Annotated in this window: 15 protein-coding genes; 11 read left to right on the forward strand and 4 right to left on the reverse strand. The window is 37.2% G+C overall.

What is annotated here, in order from left to right; translation table 11 throughout:
• Positions 1-32 precede the first annotated feature (32 nt).
• Genes PVV57_RS05920 through dprA form a run of 4 tightly spaced genes read left to right on the forward strand, consistent with a single transcriptional unit; the run spans position 33 to position 4,129 of the window.
• Positions 33-998, forward strand: a complete 966-nt coding sequence (locus PVV57_RS05920) for an aspartate carbamoyltransferase catalytic subunit (RefSeq protein ID WP_273718441.1) — start codon at positions 33-35, stop codon at positions 996-998.
• Complete coding sequence (locus PVV57_RS05925; RefSeq protein ID WP_273718443.1) at positions 995-2,296, forward strand: dihydroorotase; 1,302 nt, start codon at positions 995-997, stop codon at positions 2,294-2,296. The genes PVV57_RS05920 and PVV57_RS05925 overlap by 4 nt, the downstream gene beginning before the upstream one ends.
• An 11-nt stretch (positions 2,297-2,307) precedes the next feature.
• Positions 2,308-2,940: a glycerol-3-phosphate 1-O-acyltransferase PlsY gene (plsY, locus tag PVV57_RS05930; RefSeq protein ID WP_273718445.1), complete on the forward strand. Its 633-nt coding sequence runs from the start codon at positions 2,308-2,310 to the stop codon at positions 2,938-2,940.
• On the forward strand, positions 2,897-4,129 hold the full coding sequence (dprA, locus tag PVV57_RS05935; RefSeq protein WP_404977242.1) for a DNA-processing protein DprA: 1,233 nt from the start codon (positions 2,897-2,899) through the stop codon (positions 4,127-4,129). Before plsY ends, dprA begins: the two co-directional genes overlap by 44 nt.
• Here the strand turns inward: dprA and PVV57_RS05940 are convergent.
• Positions 4,059-4,265, reverse strand: a complete 207-nt coding sequence (locus tag PVV57_RS05940; protein WP_273718448.1) for a hypothetical protein — start codon at positions 4,263-4,265, stop codon at positions 4,059-4,061. The two genes, dprA and PVV57_RS05940, sit on opposite strands and share 71 nt — an antisense overlap.
• 265 nt (positions 4,266-4,530) lie before the next feature.
• Between PVV57_RS05940 and topA the strand changes: the two genes are divergently transcribed.
• The 7 genes from topA to PVV57_RS05975 all read left to right on the forward strand — a co-directional run bounded on the left by topA (position 4,531) and on the right by PVV57_RS05975 (position 13,173).
• Positions 4,531-7,104 carry a type I DNA topoisomerase gene (gene topA / locus PVV57_RS05945; RefSeq protein ID WP_273718449.1) on the forward strand — a complete coding sequence of 858 codons (2,574 nt, stop codon included), beginning with the start codon at positions 4,531-4,533 and terminating at the stop codon, positions 7,102-7,104.
• Between the two features lie 3 nt (positions 7,105-7,107).
• A complete protein-coding gene (gene rnr, locus PVV57_RS05950; RefSeq protein WP_273718450.1) occupies positions 7,108-9,378 on the forward strand; it encodes a ribonuclease R in 2,271 nt (756 codons plus the stop codon).
• A 284-nt stretch (positions 9,379-9,662) separates the two neighbouring features.
• On the forward strand, positions 9,663-10,832 hold the full coding sequence (locus PVV57_RS05955) for an MFS transporter (RefSeq protein ID WP_273718451.1): 1,170 nt from the start codon (positions 9,663-9,665) through the stop codon (positions 10,830-10,832).
• 103 nt (positions 10,833-10,935) lie between these two features.
• Positions 10,936-11,103: a 50S ribosomal protein L33 gene (gene rpmG, locus PVV57_RS05960; RefSeq protein WP_004864083.1), complete on the forward strand. Its 168-nt coding sequence runs from the start codon at positions 10,936-10,938 to the stop codon at positions 11,101-11,103.
• A gap of 343 nt (positions 11,104-11,446) precedes the next feature.
• The gene (locus PVV57_RS05965; RefSeq protein WP_273718472.1) at positions 11,447-12,007 is read left to right on the forward strand and encodes a thermonuclease family protein; all 561 of its coding nucleotides are present in this window, start codon (positions 11,447-11,449) and stop codon (positions 12,005-12,007) included.
• Between the two features lie 28 nt (positions 12,008-12,035).
• Entirely contained in the window at positions 12,036-12,665 is a 630-nt protein-coding gene (locus tag PVV57_RS05970; protein ID WP_273718473.1) for a uracil-DNA glycosylase family protein, read from the forward strand.
• 16 nt (positions 12,666-12,681) lie between these two features.
• Positions 12,682-13,173 carry an Lrp/AsnC family transcriptional regulator gene (locus tag PVV57_RS05975; RefSeq protein WP_273718474.1) on the forward strand — a complete coding sequence of 164 codons (492 nt, stop codon included), beginning with the start codon at positions 12,682-12,684 and terminating at the stop codon, positions 13,171-13,173.
• A gap of 29 nt (positions 13,174-13,202) precedes the next feature.
• Here PVV57_RS05975 and cobT read toward each other — a convergent pair whose 3' ends face one another.
• The 3 genes from cobT to glpD all read right to left on the reverse strand — a co-directional run bounded on the left by cobT (position 13,203) and on the right by glpD (position 17,770).
• Complete coding sequence (gene cobT / locus PVV57_RS05980) at positions 13,203-14,210, reverse strand: nicotinate-nucleotide--dimethylbenzimidazole phosphoribosyltransferase (protein ID WP_273783634.1); 1,008 nt, start codon at positions 14,208-14,210, stop codon at positions 13,203-13,205.
• A gap of 367 nt (positions 14,211-14,577) precedes the next feature.
• Entirely contained in the window at positions 14,578-15,561 is a 984-nt protein-coding gene (gene dusA, locus PVV57_RS05985; protein WP_273718477.1) for a tRNA dihydrouridine(20/20a) synthase DusA, read from the reverse strand.
• Between the two features lie 679 nt (positions 15,562-16,240).
• Positions 16,241-17,770, reverse strand: a complete 1,530-nt coding sequence (gene glpD / locus PVV57_RS05990) for a glycerol-3-phosphate dehydrogenase (RefSeq protein ID WP_273718478.1) — start codon at positions 17,768-17,770, stop codon at positions 16,241-16,243.
• Positions 17,771-17,990 lie beyond the last annotated feature (220 nt).

The following is a 17,990-nucleotide window of genomic DNA, read 5'->3' on the forward strand; positions in this document are numbered from 1 at the left end:
AACCTGTTTAGAGAGAGATAAAGAAGAATGCTATGATTCAAGATAATTTTTTTTCACTTTTCCCTCATGAACATCTTTTAGCTATTAAAGATCTGAGTGTACAAGACCTTAATACATTGCTTGAGCGTGCAGAAGCAAATGTTATCCTTTCTAACAAAATTGATAAAACCAAATCTATTTTGCGCGGACGGACTCAAATTAATCTCTTTTTTGAAGCTTCTACGCGAACACAATCTTCTTTTGAATTAGCAGGCAAAAGGTTGGGAGCAGACGTGATGAGTGTCGCGATCGGCAACTCATCTGTAAAAAAAGGGGAAACTTTACTTGATACAGCTGCAACGCTTAATGCAATGAAGCCAGATCTACTGGTTTTTCGCCATAGCAGTGCGGGAGCAGCAGCTTTATTAGCGCAAAAAGTTGATTGTTGTGTCATTAATGCAGGTGATGGTGCTCATGAACATCCAACCCAAGCTTTATTAGATGCTCTCACCATTAAGAGAGCAAAAGGTCGTATTGAAGGATTAACTGTTGCCATTTGTGGAGATATCTTGCACTCACGTGTTGCACGTTCTAATATCCTTAGTCTTAATGCTTTGGGTGCTCGTGTTCGTGCTGTTGCCCCTTCAACACTCTTACCCGCCGAAATTAATCATATGAGTGTTGAGGTTTTTAACACCATGAAAGAAGGCCTTAAAGATGCTGACGTTATCATGATGTTACGCTTACAGAATGAGCGGATGACAGGCTCTTTTATTCCCTCCACGCGTGAATATTTTCATTATTTTGGCTTACATAAAGAAAATTTAGCTTATGCCAAAAACAATTGCATTATTTTACACCCTGGTCCCATAAACCGTGGTGTGGAGATTGCATCTGACATAGCCGATGGACCACAAAGTATGATTCATACCCAAGTAGAAATGGGAATTGCAGTGCGTATGGCGGTCATGGAGGCTTTATTAGATTCACGCTTGAAGATCAATGGAGAAAAAAAATGATAAAACCGATTGTTTTTCAAAAGGCTCGTATTATTGATCCTTCACGTGCAATCGATGAAATTGGTACAGTTATTGTTGAAAATGGGCGGATTGTAGCTTCTGGAAAAGAAGCTCTGAATCAGGGAACCCCTGCAGGGGCAGAAGTTATTAATGCACAAAACAAAGCAATTCTCCCTGGACTTGTTGATGCACGTGTTTTTGTTGGAGAACCAGGAAATGAAAACCGTGAAACAATTGCATCTGCAAGTCAAGCAGCCGCAGCCGGTGGTATTACTTCCTTTCTTATGATGCCAGACACGCATCCAGTTATTGATAATGTTGCCCTCGTTCAATTTATTAAGCGTACAGCAGAGGAAATGTCAGCGGTCAATATTTATCCCGTTGCGGCAATTACACAAGCTTTCAACGGACAAGAAATAACCGAATTTGGTTTACTCAAGGATGCAGGAGTCGTTGCTTTTAGTGAAGGAAAAAAAACACTTCAAAATTCATCTGTTATGCGACGTGCAATGACTTATGCACGCGATTTTGATGTCCCATTGATACACGAAACGCAAGATAAAGATCTTACAGGACAAGGCGTAATGAATGAAGGACTGCTTGCCAGTTGGCTTGGCCTTTCTGGCATCCCCCGTGAAGCAGAAGTTATCCCACTTGAAAGGGATCTGCGCTTAGCAGCATTAACGCAAACACGCTATCATGCCGCCCAGATATCAACAGCACTGTCTGCTGATGCCCTTCGTTTAAGTAAGCAACGCAGTGAGAAAATTTCAGCCGGTGTATCGATTAATCATTTATCTCTCAACGAAAATGACATTGGCCAATATCAAACTTCTTTCCGCCTCATGCCCCCATTGCGGACAGAAGAAGACCGTATAGCAATGATTGAAGCAATAAAAGATGGAACTATAGATGTCATTGTCTCTTCCCATGATCCTCAGGGTATCGACACAAAATGTTTACCATTCAATGACGCAGCAGCTGGCGCTATTGGTATGGAGACCTTATTGAGTGCAGCCTTACGTCTTTATCATGATGAGAGCTTATCTCTTCTACGGATAACTGAACTTTTGTCAACGACGCCTGCAAAGCTCTTTGGACTCAATGCTGGAACACTGAAGAAAGGTGCTTATGCAGATCTTATTGTCGTTGATCTTGAAGAACCATGGGTTGTTTCGACAGAGAAGCTCTATTCACGTTCAAAAAATACCCCTTTTGAGAATGCACGTTTTCAAGGACGCGTGCTCCAGACCTTTGTGAAAGGGAAATCCGTTTTTCAATTTGATCAACAAACTTAATGAGATTTTTAATGAATGAAGCAGAAATATTTTTTCAGTTCACTCCATGGTTTATTTTCCTCGTATCTTATCTCATTGGCTCGATTCCATTTGGTCTTCTGTTTACGAGATTGGCAAAACTTGGCGATATACGAACAATCGGTTCCGGCAATATTGGTGCAACAAATGTTTTACGAACAGGAAATAAAAAAGTTGCTGCTCTAACACTTCTTTGTGATATGTTGAAAGGAGCTATCGTTGTTTTTGTTATAAAGTTCTTTAGTGATCCGCAAGACAATAGTATCCTTGTTTCTCTAGCGGGTTTTTTTGCTTTCTTAGGACATCTTTTTCCCGTATGGCTTAAATTTAAAGGTGGCAAAGGTGTTGCTACCTATCTAGGGGTTTGTTTAGGAGTCTATTGGCCTGCAGCAATTATTTTTATTATTGTATGGAGTGCGATTTTTCTTCTCATGCGTTATTCTTCATTATCTGCGCTTGTTGCAGTTACGATCACGCCGATATTTGTTTTTTATTTTTCCGATTCTTATTTCTGTTGTATGCTGATCGCGATGAGCCTATTTGTGTTCATAAAACATTCTGCAAATATCAGTAGATTACTCATTGGGGAAGAAAGTAAGATTGGTACGCAAAACAGAGATAAATAAAGGAATCCTGCTTACTGATCGTCAACGTCTAAGCTGGTTACGGTTATTGCGCAGTGAAAATATTGGAGCTGTTAGTTTTCGCAATCTCATTGATCATTATAAAACAGCAGAAAATGCTCTAGCAGCGCTGCCAGAGCTTAGTAGAAAAGGAGGTGGTTCTGCATTACTTAAAATAGCAAGCTTAGAAGATGCGGAAAAAGAAATACAAGAAGCTGAAAGATTAGGTGTTCGGTTTATCGGTATGGGAGAACCAGATTATCCAGCTTTTCTTAAGGTTACGGAAGCTCCTCCTCCACTTATTGCTATCAAAGGGAATGTTTCAATTTTTCAAAAAACTTCTATTGGAATTATAGGCTCTCGAAATGCTTCAGCTGCTGGGAAAAAGCTTACGGCTCAATTTGCACATTTTCTCGGAGAAGCAGACTTTATAACAATTTCTGGGCTCGCTCGTGGAATTGATAGCGTTGCGCATCAAGCAAGTTTAAAAACAGGAACTGTTGCAGTCATGGCTGGGGGAATTGATCATATTTATCCTCCTGAAAATAAAAAGTTGCATGAAGATATTATCGCCAACGGTGGAGCCATCATCAGCGAGATGCCCATTTCTTGGAAGCCACGCGCTATCGATTTTCCGAGAAGAAATCGTATTATTGCAGCTCTATCGCTTGGTCTCTTGGTTGTGGAGGCAGCCCTGCGCTCCGGGTCCTTAATTACCGCGCGTCAAGCCGCTGAAATGGGACGATTGATTTTTGCCATTCCCGGTTCTCCACTTGATCCAAGATCTGTTGGTACAAATAACCTTATCAAGGACGGCGCTCTACTCACCACACATCCTTCTGACATCATAGAAACACTTACACCATTAATTTCACCACTTCCAAATTCCCAACTCAATTTTTTTGAGGAACCACCCTCTTTACAACTTGCAAAGGAGAATTTTAATTCAGTAGACGAAAAAAACAGCCAGCCCTCTTTAACAAATGATGATGCAGCACGTGCAGCAGTTCTCTCCGCGCTCTCAACAACACCAATCGACTTAGACACACTCAGTACGCACTCAGGTGTTTCACTCCCAACTCTCTACCTCTTGTTGGTAGAACTCGACCTTGCTGGAAAGCTTATTCGACACTCTGGTGGTTGTGTGTCATTGTCGAATCTTGATCTTCCCCAAGAGCCTCAGCACTATTAATAATGCTTTGCCCTTCTTTGGCAACCATATCCAACAGCAATGCTAAAAGCGGACTACGCGCCTGATGCGCCATCTGATTCATTTGCTTTGACATATCTGTAATATATTGGATAACTTTCAAATGATTTATAAACATAATCCTCTATCCTTGAGCATTTCCCCTCCTACCTCTCAATAGACGTTATCTTAGTATTTCGCCGTACATTTTTGTAATAACAGTGGAAAACAAATCGTGTAATTCCATATAGGGTACGCTTTAATAATAACAATCACAAGTTGTACAATATTCATGTTTTTTATATGGCTAATATTTTTTTTATCTGTTCTTAAGCAATTGCCATTAGCTATTCGCGTGAAAGGCGTTTATAAAAAGGTTTTTATTTCAATATTCGGGTAAAATTATGAATATCGTTATCGTTGAATCTCCAGCTAAAGCAAAAACAATTAATAAATATCTTGGGTCTCAATACAAAGTTGTCGCATCATTTGGACATGTTCGTGATTTGCCTGCAAAAGATGGTTCCGTTTTACCGGATCAAGATTTTTCGATGAAATGGGATATAGATTCTGCTGCTGCTAAACGTTTAAATGAAATAGCAAAAGCCGTTAAAGAAGCCGACAGCCTTATCTTAGCAACAGACCCTGATCGTGAAGGGGAAGCTATTTCATGGCATATTCTGGATGTTCTTCGTCAAAAAAAAGTTTTAAAAGATAAACCTATTAAAAGAGTTGTCTTCAATGCCATCACTAAAAAGTCTGTACTTGATGCCATGAACAATCCACGTGATATTGATACATCACTTGTCGATGCTTATCTTGCACGTCGTGCTCTCGATTACCTCGTAGGTTTTACACTTTCACCTGTTTTATGGCGTAAACTCCCTGGTGCACGCTCGGCTGGGCGCGTTCAGTCGGTTGCTTTGCGTATTATTTGTGATCGTGAATCAGAAATAGAACATTTTATCAAAGAAGATTATTGGTCCATTACAACACAGTTAAAAACCATCCGAAATGATCATTTCCAAGCCAGATTAACAATGTTTAATCAAAGAAAGATTGGCAAACTTGATATTCAATCTCAAGAACAAGCAGATCAAATTCGCCTTATGTTGGAGAAGGCTCAATATCATACACTCAGTGTTGAAGCAAAACCTACAAAGAGAAATCCTTTTCCTCCGTTTACAACCTCTACACTACAACAAGCGGCTTCTTCAAAATTAGGCTTTTCAGCTTCTCGCACGATGCAAATTGCCCAAAAGCTTTATGAAGGGATTGAAATTAACGGTGAAATGGCAGGACTTATTACTTATATGCGTACCGATGGTGTGCAAATAGCACCAGAAGCCATTGATGCTGCAAGAAAAGTAATTTATGAATCTTTTGGAAAGGACTATATTCCTGAAAAACCGCGTTTTTATTCAACAAAGGCAAAAAATGCTCAGGAAGCGCATGAAGCAATCCGCCCAACAGATTTTCAACGGTCCCCCAACCAAGTCCGTGATTTTCTCGACAATGATCAGGCAAAGCTCTATGAGCTGATATGGAAGCGCGCTATTGCTAGCCAAATGTGTTCTGCTGAAATTGAACGTACAACCGTTGAAATTGAAGCCCAGCAGGGAGACAACCGTGCAAATCTTCGTGCAACAGGATCTGTTGTGCGTTTTGACGGGTTTATTTCCGTCTATACGGATCAACGAGACGAAGAAAATAATGAAGAAAATGAATCAACACGTTTACCACAAATAAACACGGGTGAAGTACTTACAAAAGAAAAGGTTGAATCTGTACAACATACCACAGAGCCCCCTTCCCGTTATTCTGAAGCCTCCTTAATTAAAAAGCTTGAAGAATTAGGAATTGGTCGTCCTTCAACTTATGCCTCCACATTGGCAACATTGTGTGATCGTGGGTATATTGTCATTGATAAGCGCAAACTTATTCCTGATGCTAAGGGGCGTATTGTTACAGCCTTTCTTGAAAATTTCTTTAATCGCTATGTAGAATATGGTTTTACAGCAGATCTTGAAGAAAAGCTGGATCTTATCTCTGATGGCAAACTTTCTTGGAAAGACGTATTACGCGATTTTTGGGATGGATTTAATGCATCTATTAGCAATATCCAAGAACTCCGTATCGCCAATGTTCTTGATGTTTTAAATGTGACATTAGCACCTCTTGCCTTTCCTGAACGCGAAGACGGAAGTGATGTGCGTTCCTGCCCTCTGTGTAAAAATGGTCAGTTATCATTAAAACTCGGTCGTTATGGTGCTTTTGTTGGCTGTTCCAATTATCCTGAATGTAAATACACACGCCAACTTGGTACAGATACAGAAGAAGAGAATGAAGCTGTGCGCAATGACGAACCTGTTATGCTTGGTCTTGATCCTGAAACTGGAAAAGATATTTCTCTTCGCAATGGCCGTTTTGGTCCCTATATTCAATTGGGTGAAAGCAAAGAAGTTAAACGTGCAGGACTACCAAAAGAATGGCAGGCAGAAAATATAACCCTTGAAAAAGCCTTGGCTTTACTATCTCTTCCCCGTGAAATTGGCGTCCATCCTGAAACTGGAAAAATAATCACGGCGACAATTGGACGATATGGTCCCTACCTTAGCCATAATGGAAAATCTGCGCGCCTTCTTCATGCAGATGAAGTTTTTGATATTGGTATCAATCGCGCTGTTACAGTATTGGCAGAACAACAAGAAAATAAAACCAAGCAAAGCAGAACAACATCTGCAGCATTGGCAACATTAGGAGAGCATCCAGAAGGAGGAACTGTCACCGTGCGCAATGGGCGTTATGGTCCTTATATCAATTGGGGTAAAATTAATGCAACATTGCCAAAAGAGAAAGATCCCATTAGTGTAACACTTACAGAGGCATTAGAGCTTATATCGGCTAAAGAATCGAGTAAAAAGACAACTTCAAAAAGAGCTTCTTCCAAAACAAAAGCAAAAACAAAAGAGACATAAATTTTGGCTAAAGGTGAAAAAAACGTAAAATACCTCTCCTCAGTCAAGGGAGAAAAATTGCCCAATAAGGAAGAAATTCTTTCCTTTATCAATGAGAACCCTGATCGATCAAGTAAACGAGAAATCGCCAAAGCTTTTAACTTAAAAGGCGATTCTCGTATTTGGCTTAGAGATATATTACGTGCACTAAAGGATCAAAATCTTATATCTAAACAGCGTAAAAGGGCAATAAACAAAAAAAAATTACCCCCTGTTGCTTTAGTAAAAATCAGCGGTCGTGATAAAGATGGCAGTTTTATTGCACAACCTTTTGAATGGGAAGATACTCCAAAGCCCAATATTGAAATACACTCTTTTCATCACATAAAGGGAGGGAGCATTGGCGTTGGAGATCATGTTCTTGTAAAAGTTTTTCGAAATAAAAATTCTCAAAGTTCCTCTTATACGGGGCGAATTATTCGTAAAATTGATGTATCCCCAAAGAGCACATTTGGTATTGTACGAAAGTTGGAAAATAATCAATGGCGCCTTGATCCTATAGACCACAAAACCGATGAGCTCATGGTTGAAATATCTCCAGAAATGAAGATTGAAACGGGTGATCTCGTCGAAGTTGAAATAAAAAAAAATACTGGTTATGGACTGAAAAGTGCGCAAATAAAAAATGTTTTAGGGCATATTAAGAGTGAGAAAACGCTCTCAATGATTGCTCTTCTCTCAAAAGGAATTCCTTATATTTTTCCTGAAAGCGTTCTTGAGCAAGTTAAACATATCAAAGCTGCCAATATGGATAATCGCGAAGATTGGCGACAATTGCCATTTATTACGATTGATCCACCAGATGCAAAAGACCATGATGATGCAGTCTATGCAAGCAAGGATGAAGACCCTACAAATAATGGTGGTTGGATTATTATTGTGGCCATTGCGGATGTTTCTTATTATATCAAAACAGGAAGTGCTTTAGATAAAGAAGCATTAAAACGCGGAAATTCTATTTATTTTCCCGATACCGTTGTACCAATGCTGCCTGAACGCCTTTCTCATGATTTGTGTTCTCTGCATGAAGGAAAAGAAAGACCAGCTTTAGCCGTTCGTATGATTTTTGATGCAAACGGTAATAAACAAAAACATAGTTTTCATCGTATTATGATGCGTGTAAGAGCTAAACTCTCCTATCAAGAAGTACAATTGGCAAGAAAAGGACATATCCATAAAAAAATCGCTCCCCTGCTTGAGAATATCTTGCACCCTTTATGGGAAGCTTATACATGCCTTGAAGCAGCGCGAGATCGTCGACAACCACTAGAATTAGAAATAGCAGAAAAAAAAATTATTCTTGATCAAAATGGATGCATCCAAGATGTTGTGAGTGAAGAACATTTAGAAGCTCATCGTTTGATTGAAGAGTTTATGATACAAGCCAATATTGCTGCTTCTGAAACATTAAAAAAACATCATCAGCCCCTCATCTATCGTATTCATGACAAACCCTCTCTTGCCAAACAAGAAATATTGCGGAATTTCCTTCGAAGTTTAGGGATATCCCTCTCCAAAAGTGCAGAATTAACTTCAGCACGCCTTAATAGAATTTTAGAAAAGGTTGCTCATACCGAACAAAAAGAACTAGTCAATCAAGTTATTTTGCGTTCACAATCACAAGCAGAATACAATCCTAAAAATAGTGGCCATTTTGGTTTGAATTTGCAGAACTATACACATTTTACATCACCAATTCGTCGTTATGCTGATCTCATTATTCATCGAGCACTCATTAAAGCTCTTAAACTAGGAAATGATCAATTAACTGATACACAAGAACAGAATCTTGTAGAAATTGCTACGCAAATTTCTTTATATGAGCGTCGTGCAATGATGGCTGAAAGAGAAACGATTGATCGGCTTGTTGCTCACTATTTAACGAATAAAATCGGCCGTGTTTTTACAGGCCGCATTTCTGGAGTCACAAAAGCAGGCCTTTTTATCTCACTTGATAAACTCAATACAGATGGTTTTGTCCATATTTCTACACTTAAAAATGATTACTATCATTTTGATGAAGCGCAACATATTCTTGTAGGACAACATAGCCATAAAGGCTATCAGCTCAGTGATATTGTAGAAGTAAAACTTATAACTGTACAACCTTTTGCTGGTTCTTTAGGCTTTGAACTCTTAACAGAGCCTCGTCCAATCAAATTTTCATCGACATCCTACCATAAAAACAAATTAAAAAAACAAAAGCGCACTTTTTATGGAAGAAGGAAATATTAATTAAAAATAAATTAAGCTTTTTATTCCCTCTTTAATAATTAATAATATAATAATGATTTAACACAATAAATTTTCTATACTGTTTATTCTCTATATTATTTTATGTATACAATACGCTTTCTTTAGCATATAATAACATATATGTTTTATTTTTTATTAAAAGTATTGCAGAGTTTTTTATACTCAATGAAATGAGAAAATCTGCAAAAGTTGGTTTGATCTTTCTTTTATTTCAGCTCACCTTTTGGTTGTTTGAATAAACAAAAGTACCTTAAACTATTTTCATGAAAAAATTCTTTGACGCTCAAAATAATTCTTTACGTGCAATTATTGCAGCTATTGCAACCATTGGCACTGTTGGAACAGCATTGGCAATGGGAACACAACTTGTCTCTATTCTTATGACAGAGAAAGGACTTTCCAACAGTACGATCGGTTATAGTGGAACAGTTGGTGGAATTGCCACAATTATTGCAGCTATTTTTACGTCTCGAATTGCTTTATGCTTAGGCATCGCTCAAACAATATTGCTTATGATGGCGATAGGATCTTTAAGTTTTTTAGGATTCTATTTTTTTGATCCCATATGGGTTTGGTTCATTTTAAAGTTTATATTACATTTCACCATGACAGTTATGTTTATCCTGTCAGAGTTTTGGATCAACAGTTATGCTCCTCCTAGAAAACGTGGTTTGGTCCTTTCTATTTACGCTATTGTCTTAGGATTAGGGTTTGTGATAGGTCTAACGCTGCTAGCAAAAGTGGGAACACAAGGATTTATTCCTTTTGCTGTTGGCTATAGCCTTATTATACTTTCTACTATACCAATTCTTGCAGCTTGGAAATTAAGTCCAGAATTTCAAAAAAATCAATATACGCCATTTTTTCGTTATCTTTTTCACGTTCCAAGCGCGATGATGGCGGTCCTTGTTTACGGGGCCATTCAAATGGGCACATTAACGCTTATAATACCCTTTAGTTTATCCATTGGTTATAATGAGAATGAAGCAGCACACTTTATGGCAACCCTTGCACTCGGGAATGTTTTCCTCTTAATTCCTATCAGCATGATAAGTGACTACGCCAAAGATCGGCGCTATCCGTTGATAAGTTGCGCTATCTTAGGCTTTGTGGGAACTTTTATAGTACCATGGATTACTCAATATCCATGGATTCTGATGTTTGATCTGTTTGTTCTAGGGGGGGTATCAGCGAGCCTTTATACAATTAGTCTTGCACATTTAGGAGCACGTCTCAAGGGGCAAGAACTTGCTGCTGCTAATTCAGCTTTTATTTTTTGCTATGGAATTGGTATGCTCATCGGACCGACCTTTATTGGAAAATCCATGGATATTTTTAAACCCTTCGGTTTTTCAATAGCCATGGCTATTTTTTTCGGTTTATATGCCATTTTGGTGTTTGTTCAACTTATAAGAAAATTAATCAGCTCTTGACTTTTTTGAGAACATCCGTAGTGTTGCCGGGAAATCTGATGATGTCAGAAATAAGTTTTGGCAGGGATAATATTTTTTTCAGTATAAATAGGGTTTTTACATTATGGCTAAAGCAGCAACCATTAAGATCAAGCTTTTATCAACTGCAGATACTGGTTTTTTTTATGTAACAAAGAAAAACAGCCGTACAATGACAGATAAAATGAGCAAACGTAAATATGATCCAGTTGTAAAAAAGCACGTTGAATTTAAAGAAACAAAAATTAAATGAATAAGCCAATCATTCTTGATAGGTTTTATACTCTAAAAGAAATGTGGCGTTATTGCTCTTCAAAGTTATTTTCTGGGGAGTGTTTTTTGGTGTCTTAAAAAATTCACCTTAAAATCTGTACAACTTTAAATTTGTATGTTCTGTACAAATTTGGCTGAGTTGATTTATTTTTTAAGTTGCTTACATATCATACTGCATGAGTATTTGATTATTGTGATATCTAACAAAGATTTTATCATTAAAACGAGATATTGTTTTGTCATGTGAATAAAAGTTTTTTGAAAGAATTATACGTAATACTCTATAAAATGCGTTATAATGATAGTAGCAGTTTCTTTATTTCATGAAAAAATTTCTTTCTCATTTTAATCTAAGAAGCTTAAAAAAAATTATCGGTTTTAGTATTTTTGTCGCCTCTAGCATGCTTATCATTATGGCAACTTATTTTAAGCAGACTCAACCGTTACCTCAAAAAGAAAAATTTTCTTCTCAAAATTCTGTTGAAGGAAAGGCATTAATCATGGATGGCGATTCCATCACGATTTCTTCCATTAAGATTCGACTGGTTGGAATTGATGCTCCCGAGCTCCACCAATTTTGTGGAAAAAAAGATGCACAATACCCTTGTGGGCTTGAGGCAAAAAAATATTTAGAACAACTACTCGAAAATCAAATTGTCACATGTCACTGGCATAAAACAGATAAATATCGCCGCATTCTTGCAACATGTCAAACGAAACAAGTCAGCAATATCAATGCAATGCTTGTACAGAATGGTTGGGCTGTAAGCTATTATGAGTATCCCAAAGAAGAGCAAGAAGCCAGAAGAAAAAAAAGGGGGATATGGGCATCAAGTTTTCAACGACCGAAAGAATGGCGCAAAGCAAATCCTCGCACAGAATAAGAAAAATATTTTTAAATTTTATTGACCAATGAAACAATGTAGTCAGATTATCAAACTTGAAAAAAAAATCTATTCCTGTCGGGTTTGTATCCAACAACCACATTATTTTCCTCCTCTTCCTCATGAACCCAATCCCGTGGTTTATTTATCTGATACGGCTTCAATTGCAATTGCAGGACAAGCACCAGGATTGCGTGTTCATGAAACATCTATCCCTTTTAATGATCGCTCTGGCGAAAGATTACGTGATTGGCTTAATGTAACAAAAGAAGAATTTTATAATAGATCTCTTTTTGCACTTGTTCCTATGGGATTTTGTTTTCCAGGTTATGACAAAAATAAAGCTGATTTGCCGCCACGACGTGAATGTAGAGAAATATGGCATGAAAAGATATTTCAAGCGATGCCTCAAATAAAGCTTGTTCTTGCTATTGGCAGTTATGCGCAAAAGTGGCATATTACAGAATTAAAACATAAAACCGTTTCAGCAACCGTTCGTGATTGGAAAAATATCCTTTCCATCTCTCAACCTCGAGGCTATAATGTTATGCCTTTGCCTCATCCATCATGGCGAAATACTTCTTGGTTACAGAAAAATCCATGGTTTAACGATGAGCTTATTGTATATCTGCGTCGTTTAGTGCGTAAATTTTTATAAACTATTGAGAAAAAATATGGATCGTCTTGACCGAAAAATTTTACATCTTCTGCAAGAAAATGCGACACTTTCTGTCGCTGATATTGCTAAAAAAGTTGGGCTTTCGACCACCCCTTGCTGGCGTAGAATTCAAAAACTTGAAGAAGATGGTGTCATTCAGCGACGCGTTGCCGTTCTCTCTCCAGAAAAAGTAAATGCGCACGTTACTGTTTTTGTTTCTATTCGTACAAACACTCATAGTCATGAATGGTTTAAGCGTTTTTCAAAAATTGTGCAAGAATTCCGTGAAGTTATTGAATTTTATCGAATGAGTGGAGATATTGATTATTTATTGCGTGTCGTTGTTCCCGATATTGAAGCTTATGATCTTTTTTATAAAAAATTAATTTCTAAAATTGACATCCGTGATGTTTCATCTTCTTTCGCAATGGAACAGATTAAATATACAACAGAACTTCCACTTAATTATATTAAATTACACGAAAAGGCGAGTGAACAAAATTCTTAAGAGTTTTTTATATCCTTCTCATCATTCTTTTATGTATTCAAACTTTCTTGTTCCAAAACCGTCATTTGCGCATGTGTTAAAACAGCAGCCTTGACAATACCAGCAGCCATAGCGGCTCCTGCTCCTTCACCAAGGCGCATTCCCAAATCCAGAAGTGGTTCTTTACCAATTTTTTTTAAAAGTTTACGATGAGCTTTCTCAGAAGAAGCATGTCCAACAAGGGTATGTTCAAGAGCTCTTGGATGCATTTTATAAAGGATAGCAGCAGCGGCCGTTGCCACAAAACCATCTAAAATAACGGGTATTTTTTCCATTCTTGCCGCTAAAATAGCACCAACCATAGCAGCAATTTCACGTCCTCCTAAGCGGCGCATTATCTCAAAAGGATCATTAAAATGTTCCTTATGCAAAGCGACGGCTTTCTTAATCGCTGCTATTTTACGTTGATAAAAATCACCTTCCGATCCCATACCATTTCCTGTCCACTCTTCAACTTCTCCACCAAATAATGCAAAACATAAAGCTGAAGCTATTGTTGTATTTCCAATCCCCATTTCACCGATACATAAAAGATCTGTCCCACCAGCAATAGATTCCATACCAAATGCCATTGTAGCAGCCGCACTCCGCTCGTCCATCGCGGCATCCCTCGTAATATTCATTGTTGGATATTCAAGTGCTAAATCGAATATTTTTAATCCAAGATCATAAGCTATACAAATTTGGTTGATAGCAGCACCACCAGATGCAAAATTTTGAACCATCTTTTGTGTCATAGATTGTGGAAATGGTGTAATATTCTCTTCTACAATACCATGGTTTCCAGAAAAAATAGCGACCAAAGGTCGCGTTACGATAGGTTTTTCTGTACCTCTCCACCCCGCATACCAAACAGCAATATCTCCCAGTTTTCCTAATGCTCCTCGCGCTTTTGTTAAGTTTTCTTGCCGTTTTTTAGCCAAAATTATAGAAAACTCATCAGCAACAGGTAAATTTGTAAGCAAAGCACGAAAATCATCAAATGGACTAACGGTCATGAGGATACCTTTTAAAATCTGCAATGTTTAATGAAAATCACGTCATATATATAGGGTATGAATAATTTATTGCTTTTTTAAACAGTGTTTTAAAAATATTAAATATTATAAAAACGATGATTTTTATATTCTATTTTCTACCCCAATAACAAACATACAAGATCCAAAATATCATCAATATCTTGTGATTGCCTTTACAGGATACCCTTAACCTATTTTCTATAATAAGTATGCCCTTTAATATATAAATTCTAACATTCTTTTCATAATAAAAGTTATGAACTTTTAAAAATTATAAAATTAAAGTGGGAAAAATCATCGCGAAAAAATCAAATTGCATAAATGATCTAAATTAATTGTCGAGCTATCATCCAAGGAGAGCGGAAAAAGCCTCTTTTAAAATATATATATCTGCATTTGGTTTTGTCGCATCATTTGATAATATTTGTCGCCATCGACGTACCCCACCCCGCCCATGAAATAAACCAATCATGTGACGCGTCACATGAGAAAGCCGCCCTCCCGATGCAATATGTTGAGCCGCATAATCACACATGGTTTCAATAAGATCACTCTCACTCAAATTATTCTGCGATTCCCCATAGAGTTCAAAATCAATATGTTTTAACAAAGTTGGATCATGATAAACTTGGCGGCCAACCATGGTAGCATCACAGAAAACCAAGTGCTCTTTGATCTCATCAATTGATTTAATTCCCCCATTTATTCCAATGAATTTATGAGGATATTTGCGTTTTAATTTATAAACTCTTTCATAATTAAGGGGCGGAATATTGCGATTTTCTTTCGGGCTTAATCCTTTTAGCCACGCTTTACGCGCATGGACCCAAAGGGCATCACACCCTGCATCCCAAACTTTATCCGCTAAAAGATCTAACGCTAATTCTTCATCTTGTTCATCCACTCCAATTCGACATTTGACCGTTACAGGTATAGTAACTACTTTTTTCATCGCTTCCACAGCATTTGCCACAATATCAGGATGTAACATCAAACAAGCTCCAAATACGCCTGCTTGAACACGATTTGATGGGCAACCAACATTGAGATTTATCTCGTTATAACCAAAATCTTCAGCAATCCGTGCAGCCTCTGCCAACTTTTTCGGATCTGCTCCCCCTAATTGTAATGCAACTGGACATTCCTTATGGCTAAAAGCCAACAATTGTTCGCGAACACCATGAATGATAGCATCTGCTACCATCATTTCCGTATAAAGGAGTGCTTTTTTTGTTAAAAGACGATAAAAAAACCTGCAATGTCGGTCTGTCCAGTCCAACATTGGTGCTACTGCAAATTTTACAGGCGATGGAAGATTGTAAAATATCATAAGGGCACTGCTCTTATATCCCTATAGCTCTCTCTTTGATATAGAGAAAAATACTTAACTTTAGTTTACAGAAAATTTTATTTTCTAAGACCATTATGAGCATAATAACACCCCCTTTATTCAATTGATATAAAGGGATATAATAATCGATCATATTAAACTATACTTCTCATAGAGTCATATTCAGATATATATAAACATGAAGAAAGAAGATTGTTATCTATAATGTAAAAACTCATTTACAAGTTCTTATTACAGCCCATTAACCTTCTATCGTTACATGTTTTAGCACAGAGTTTAAAATAATAAACTAAAACATTATACAACTTCCCATGATAGGTTTAATTTTCTTTAGCCTTTTTCAATTCATTGTGAAACAAAAGTACTTTTATTTCTTCTCCAATAAAAAACAGAGATTTCTTATTCCATACGAATCCGATTATAAATTATCTTCTCTCCATGAGTTTTTCTTAGTGAGATTTATTAGTTTTTCCTGCATAGAACAGACAAATTTCATTCTAAATATTCCACCCAATTTTGCCATTTTATGATTGTTGCAAAAAAAACTAAATTGATGATATAGACAATCGTTGTCTTTTCGACCTGTATGGTTTGTATCAATATCTCTTGAAGAAAAATATTTTACAACATTGCAGATAAAATCTATGAAGCTAAACGATTATAAACGTTTTTCAATTTCTTTTTGGCTTTGCATATAGGAAGAAAGAGTATCAACCTCTTGCTCATTAAAGAAAAGGCCAAGTTTTGAACGACGCCATAACACATCTTCACATGTTTTAGCCCATTCCTTTTCCATCAACCATTTTACTTCTACTTCATAAAGCCCATGTCCAAAATCTTTTCCTCTATCTGCCTTACGATCTGCAAATATCACCAATGCTTCCGTACCATAGGAGCGTGCAAGTCTGCGATGTGTAAAAGCATCTAAATCTGGTGTCAAAAGAGCAATCCTATTTTCAATTGTATCTAATTGGTTATAAGGAAAATCACCTCCTGGAAGTACTGCATTAGCCGTCCATGAAGCTCCCTTTTTCCCAAGCGCTTTTTCAACGAATTTCATCGCATCTTCAGCCAATTTACGATAAGTTGTAATTTTTCCACCATAAAGATTAAGAATCTTTGGTGTATTTCCTGTTCCCATTTCTTTTAAAACATAATCGCGCGTAATTTCTTGTGCCTTTGCAGATCCATCATCATAGAGTGGACGAACTCCAGAGTAAGACCAAACAATAGTTTCAGGCGACACTGGTTGTATGAAATATTCACTGGCTGCTGCGCAAATATAACTAATCTCTGTATCTGTAATATGAACATCGGCCGGATCGCCCTGATAATTACAATCTGTTGTTCCAAGCAAGGTAAAATCTTCTTGATATGGAATAGCAAATATAATACGCCCGTCACCATTTTGAAAAATATAAGCACGATCATGGGTATAAAGCTTGGGAACCAAAATATGAGACCCCCTAATAAGCCGTACTGGTGGATGTTCTTTATAGCTTAATATGCTTCTCAAAACATGATCAATCCACGGACCTGTCATATTCGCGACATAAGAGGCTGTGACACTGTATTCTTTACCACTTAATTTGTCTTGTAGAACAATACGCCATTTTTTGTCTTCTTTTTTTAAAGAAAGAACTTCTGTCCGTACTTTTATATCAGCTCCCCACTTTTCCGCATCACGCGCATTGGCAATGACTAAACGGGCATCATCTACTCTGGCATCAGAATATTCAAAACCTCTCTGATATTCTTTCTTCAGTATAGAGCAAAACTTTTTTGAAAAATTAATCGTTTTACTGCGCCATAATTTCTGATTCCATTTCCCTAAATAATCATAAATAAAAAGTCCAAGACGCAACATCCAAGCAGGGCGCAATTCTTTATGATAAGGAAGAAGAAAACGCAAAGGACGCACAATATGTGGAGCCATACGTAAAATGATCTCACGTTCTTTTAGTGCTTCACGAACAAGTTTAAACTCGTAGTGTTCAAGATAACGAAGACCACCATGAATAAGCTTTGTTGATGTACTTGATGTCCCCGATGCAAGATCATTCATTTCAGCTAATCCCACTTTAAAACCGCGTCCAGCTGCATCTCTTGCCAATCCACACCCGTTTATTCCCCCCCCAATGATAAACAGCTCATAATGTGTTATGGTTTTCATAATTTTATTTTTCATTATTTAAATTTGTTTCATACGACTCAATAAAGTAACAGTAAAAAATCAATACAAGTGCGCTTCGTATTATCAACCTGCTTTTCTCCACAATCAATAGGCATAAAAAGCTTTTTGACACCCTTTTATCAAAACAACATTTGACAAATTAAAGAGAAATTTTTTATCCTTCAGAGACCATAATCTTTGCAAATGTGCATCATATAAAATTTTTTAGAGAAAA

The sequence above is a fragment of the Bartonella sp. AU15XJBT genome (assembly GCF_028618615.1).
Taxonomy (GTDB): Bacteria; Pseudomonadota; Alphaproteobacteria; order Rhizobiales; family Rhizobiaceae; genus Bartonella.